The following is a 4201-nucleotide window of genomic DNA, read 5'->3' on the forward strand; positions in this document are numbered from 1 at the left end:
GTACAGCGATTTGGATCTGTTCATCGTAGGGAAAAAGGACGGCCAGCCCGGACGCGATGGAAAGGAGGGCAGCCTCCTCAAACGCCTTGACGAGATCTGCATCAAGGCAGACCTGATCGATGCCACTCGCCAGCTAAGTATCCCGGAGTTCTCCGGCGACGGCCGTTACCTCACACACTACTCCGTTCACGAGTTCACGAACACGCTCGGCACGCCAGAGGACGATGTTACGAACACCTTCACCGCGCGACTCCTTCTTCTGCTCGAAAGCTGCCCTCTGCTGGAACCGGCAGTTTACCGTGAGGTCACAGAAGAGGTCATCGCTGCCTATTGGAGAGATTACGAGGACCACAAGACAGATTTCATGCCGGCGTTTCTCGCGAACGATATACTTCGCCTATGGAGAACCTTTTGCGTCAACTATGAAGCCAGGACCGAAAGGGTGCCCGTCAGGGAGAAGGCCAAGGGCAAGCTGAAGAACTATAAGTTGAAACACAGCCGGCTCTTGACGTGCTACTCGGCCCTGCTTTACCTATTGGCAGTTTATGGCCGCGAACAGACGGTCAGTCCAACGGACGCCCTTGCAATGATCGGCCTGACGCCGACCGAGCGGCTCGAATGGCTGTTAGCGTCTGTCAGAAAATAAGTGTAGCAACTAAAACATTTCTGGCTTACAATGGTTTGTGGCCGGCAAGAGTGAGATTGCCAAGCGGTTCCGTCAGCTTGAGCCTTGGCTGGACGAGCATTTGTGGCCGGCAAGAGTGAGATTGCCAAGCGGTTCCGTCAGCTTGAGCCTTGGCTGGACGAGCATATGCGGCGACTGTGGGCGGCTGCGGAGAGTTCAGCGTTAGGGCGGGGAGGAATTTCCTTGGTAGCGCGCGCCACCGGCGTGTCGAGGCGCGCGATCGGCGTGGGACGGTCGGAATTGGAGCAGAAGCCGGCCAAGGCGTTGCCTCCCAAGATCGCGATCCGCAAGCCGGGCGGGGGGCGAAAGAAGACCCTGACAAAGGATCCGGCCCTGCTTCGCGATTTGGAGAAGTTGGTGGAGCCTGTCACTCGCGGCGATCCGGAATCGCCGCTGCGGTGGACCTGCAAGAGCGTGCGCCGGCTGGCCGAGGAGTTACGGCGCAAGGGACACCCGGTGAGCCATACGCTGGTAGCGGAACTGCTGCACCAGCAGAAGTACAGCCTGCAAGCGAATCGTAAGACTACGGAGGGCTCGTCTCATCCGGACCGCAATGCGCAGTTCGAGCACATCAATGCCAAGGCGGAGGAATTCCTGAAGCTCGGGCAACCGGCCATATCCGTGGACACCAAGAAAAAGGAACAGGTGGGCGATTACAAGAACGGGGGCCGGGAGTGGCGGCCCAAGGGGCAGCCGGAACCGGTTCGCGTGCACGATTTCGCGAAGCAGAAAGATGTCCCTTATGGAGTGTACGATCTGGGGCAGGACGCAGGGTGGGTCAGCGTCGGCACCGATCATGACACAGCAGCTTTCGCGGTGGAAAGCATTCGACGGTGGTGGAACACGATGGGTCAGACCTCCTACCCCGAGGCTCGGCAACTATTGATTACGGCGGACGGTGGGGGCAGCAACGGATCGAGGGTACGGCTGTGGAAGCTGGAGTTGCAGCGACTGGCGGACCAGACTGGTCTAGAGATCTCGGTTTGCCACTTTCCCCCCGGAACCAGCAAATGGAACAAGATCGAGCACCGCCTGTTCTCGTTCATCACGCAAAACTGGCGCGGCAAACCGCTGGTAAGCCACGAAGTGATCGTCAACCTGATCGCCGCTACTACGACCCGAACTGGACTTCACGTCAAAAGCCAACTGGACACGGGCACCTACCCGAAGGGGATCAAGGTGAGCAAAGCCGAGTTCGCCACGATCCGGCTGCAGCCAGATGCCTTCCACGGGGACTGGAACTACTCCATCGCGCGCCGAACCTAATGCTACAGTTATTTCTTTACGGACACTTAGTGGAGTTACCGACGGGATCCTCGCTCTGGAGGCGCACCTCAACGAGCCGTACAATTCAGAAGGCTGTCTCACAGCTCCCAAAGATGGTGATTGCGTCCCAGCGGATGGGTGAGCCACGGGCACTGGAGCAGAATCTTCTTGGTACTATTTGGAAATAGAGCCTACGAATGAACTTCAGCATCGAGAATCTTCCGGCGAGTGTCGTGGCAGGCTACGATGCGATCGCGCGTGCTCGCGGGATCTCGCTGGACGAGTTCCTTCGCGAGTATCTCATAAGAAATGTCCCATCCTCTCCACCGGCCAAGATGGACACTGAGGAGTGGGAGAAGGCCTTGGATGAATGCTTCGACAGCTTTCCTTCCACCGGCCCTCTTCCAGATGACGCCCTCAGCCGTGAGAGCATTTACGGCCGCGAAGACAAGTCGTAGGAATGGACTGCCTCGTCGACACCAACATCATCCTCCGCTCCGCTGACCGCTTGCACCCATCTTCTCAACCCGCACGAAGAGCTATGAAGATTCTCTTTGGACAAGGAGCCCGTCTGTGTGTCGCGAAGCAAAGCCTGATTGAAGCATGGGTCGTTGCCACGCGCCCCCGCGGTGTGAACGGCTTTGGCTGTTCCGCTCGATTTGCCGCGGAAGGACTCTCCGAAGTCAAGCGTCTCTTTCACATTCTCGCGGACACCGACGAGATCTTTTCGGAGTGCGAGAAACTCGTCTCATCCCATGAGGTCCTCGGCAAGGCGGCCTATGATGCGCGGCTCGTGGCAACAATGAACGTGCATGGCATCGAAAGCATTCTCACCTTCAATACTGCCGATTTCAAACGATTTCCTCGCCTACAGATTCTTCATCCCACTGACGTCCTCTCGGGTTCGGCGGTATAGACAGGACTGTCCGACAAGATGGTCCTGAAAGCAGGTCTGCCATACTCTCGGCCAGCGGACGTACAACATCGCAAACAATCGCATAGACTGCGTTGAGGACATTGCACGTAGCAACAACGCGAAACGGTATGCTATTAGTCAGTTTTGTCTGCGACGCCAATCCTGGACCTCGAAATCCTGCCGCCGGAACTTCGCACGAGCAAGCTGCCGTTGATAATTTGCGGCATCATCGGAATATTTCTGGGAGTGAGTCCGCTTCTGCCGCCCAGTTGGCACACTTTCAGCGGACTGTGGCTGATTCCGGCATTATACGTCGCGGTGGCGGTTCATGAATTGGGGCACCTTGTCGCCGGGAAATCGGTAGGCATGAATGTCGGCGGGGTTGTGATAGGCGGGTTCCGCATCTTCAAGTCCGGTAAACGTTGGACGTGCCAATTCGATTGGCGGCAGGCGATGGCTGGCGGATTAGCCAAGCCGCTCCCACCCACCTCCGATGTCAGTCTGGCCCAATTTGCCTGGATGATCGCGGGCGGCCCTCTGGCAAGTATCCTCCTTACGCTCGCAACCGGCGCCATCACATTGAGATATGGTGGTGGAGCTGGCGGATGGCGAGATTATCTATTCTGGGTCGCTCTGCTGACGATCAGCTCGTTGATCCCTGGCTCGGCGGGCCCTAACAGATCAGACGGCGCGCAGCTCTGGATGCCGCTTCGCCGTCCAGAGCAATGCCGATCCTGGATCGCTTTGCTCAAGATCCAGACAGAGGAGGCGGAAGGCGTTTTGCCCGCCGATTGGGATGCGAGTCTGGTGGCCGAGATGCTGACCGCCGAGCCTATGTCGGCCGAGTATTCGTACTGCCAACTGTTGACCTACTACCGCCGCGCCGATCAAGGTGACGACTTGGAGGCCGTACAACGGGTTTTGTGAAGGGCGATATGAGGATGCGATCCGCCATTTGTCCCAGGCACGGGCCTGGCTTGACCGGCGAAAACTGGATTCGGGCTTGGCACGGTTTGCGCGGAAGAAGTACATTGAATATGAGCGACGGTGCCTCGATGCTCGCGATTCAGTAGCGCAAAAGAATCCGACCGAATATCCAGCGACAACTTAAGAGTGAAGCGAATTCACTTCTCGCGGGCCTGCATCTTTCCCAATCCGTCTTCCAGCGCCTCCAGGATTCGCGCGGAGCCCGTTGCGCCGTCCAGCGGAAGCCGCAGCACTCCGGCGGGCGTGAATTGCGCGCCTGGGGTTTGAGTGACCAGGCTCATCAGAACGTTGGGATCGATGCGCGCCTCCGGGTGGAACTTGACGTTCAGCGCGCCCTGGCGGCGGTC

The 4201-nt window shown here is 58.1% G+C and carries 6 protein-coding genes; 5 read left to right on the plus strand and 1 reads right to left on the minus strand.

The window, feature by feature from the left end; genetic code table 11:
* The 5 genes from HY010_00975 to HY010_00995 all read left to right on the plus strand — a co-directional run.
* Positions 1-646 (plus strand): hypothetical protein (locus tag HY010_00975; protein MBI3474278.1); only part of this gene is annotated, 646 nt, incomplete at its 5' end.
* Positions 647-748: 102 nt separating this feature from the next.
* On the plus strand, positions 749-1951 hold the full coding sequence (locus tag HY010_00980; GenBank protein MBI3474279.1) for an ISAzo13 family transposase: 1203 nt from the start codon (positions 749-751) through the stop codon (positions 1949-1951).
* 197 nt (positions 1952-2148) lie between these two features.
* Positions 2149-2409 carry a hypothetical protein gene (locus HY010_00985; protein ID MBI3474280.1) on the plus strand — a complete coding sequence of 87 codons (261 nt, stop codon included), beginning with the start codon at positions 2149-2151 and terminating at the stop codon, positions 2407-2409.
* 2 nt (positions 2410-2411) lie between these two features.
* Complete coding sequence (locus HY010_00990) at positions 2412-2867, plus strand: type II toxin-antitoxin system VapC family toxin (GenBank protein ID MBI3474281.1); 456 nt, start codon at positions 2412-2414, stop codon at positions 2865-2867.
* 144 nt (positions 2868-3011) lie between these two features.
* Positions 3012-3794 (plus strand): M50 family metallopeptidase, encoded by a 783-nt coding sequence (locus HY010_00995; GenBank protein ID MBI3474282.1) that lies wholly within the window; start codon positions 3012-3014, stop codon positions 3792-3794.
* 197 nt (positions 3795-3991) lie between these two features.
* Here HY010_00995 and HY010_01000 read toward each other — a convergent pair.
* On the minus strand, positions 3992-4201 hold a 210-nt coding region (locus tag HY010_01000; protein ID MBI3474283.1), incomplete at its 5' end, for a hypothetical protein.

It is taken from the genome of Acidobacteriota bacterium, from assembly GCA_016196065.1.
GTDB lineage: Bacteria > Acidobacteriota > Terriglobia > Terriglobales > Acidobacteriaceae > Acidiflorens.

What these genes read in the sequence shown, in the direction of transcription:
- HY010_00985 (MBI3474280.1), top strand. Translation starts at nt 2,149, where the DNA reads ATGAACTTCAGCATCGAGAATCTTCCGGCGAGTGTCGTGGCAGGCTAC.
- HY010_00990 (MBI3474281.1), top strand. Translation starts at nt 2,412, where the DNA reads ATGGACTGCCTCGTCGACACCAACATCATCCTCCGCTCCGCTGACCGC.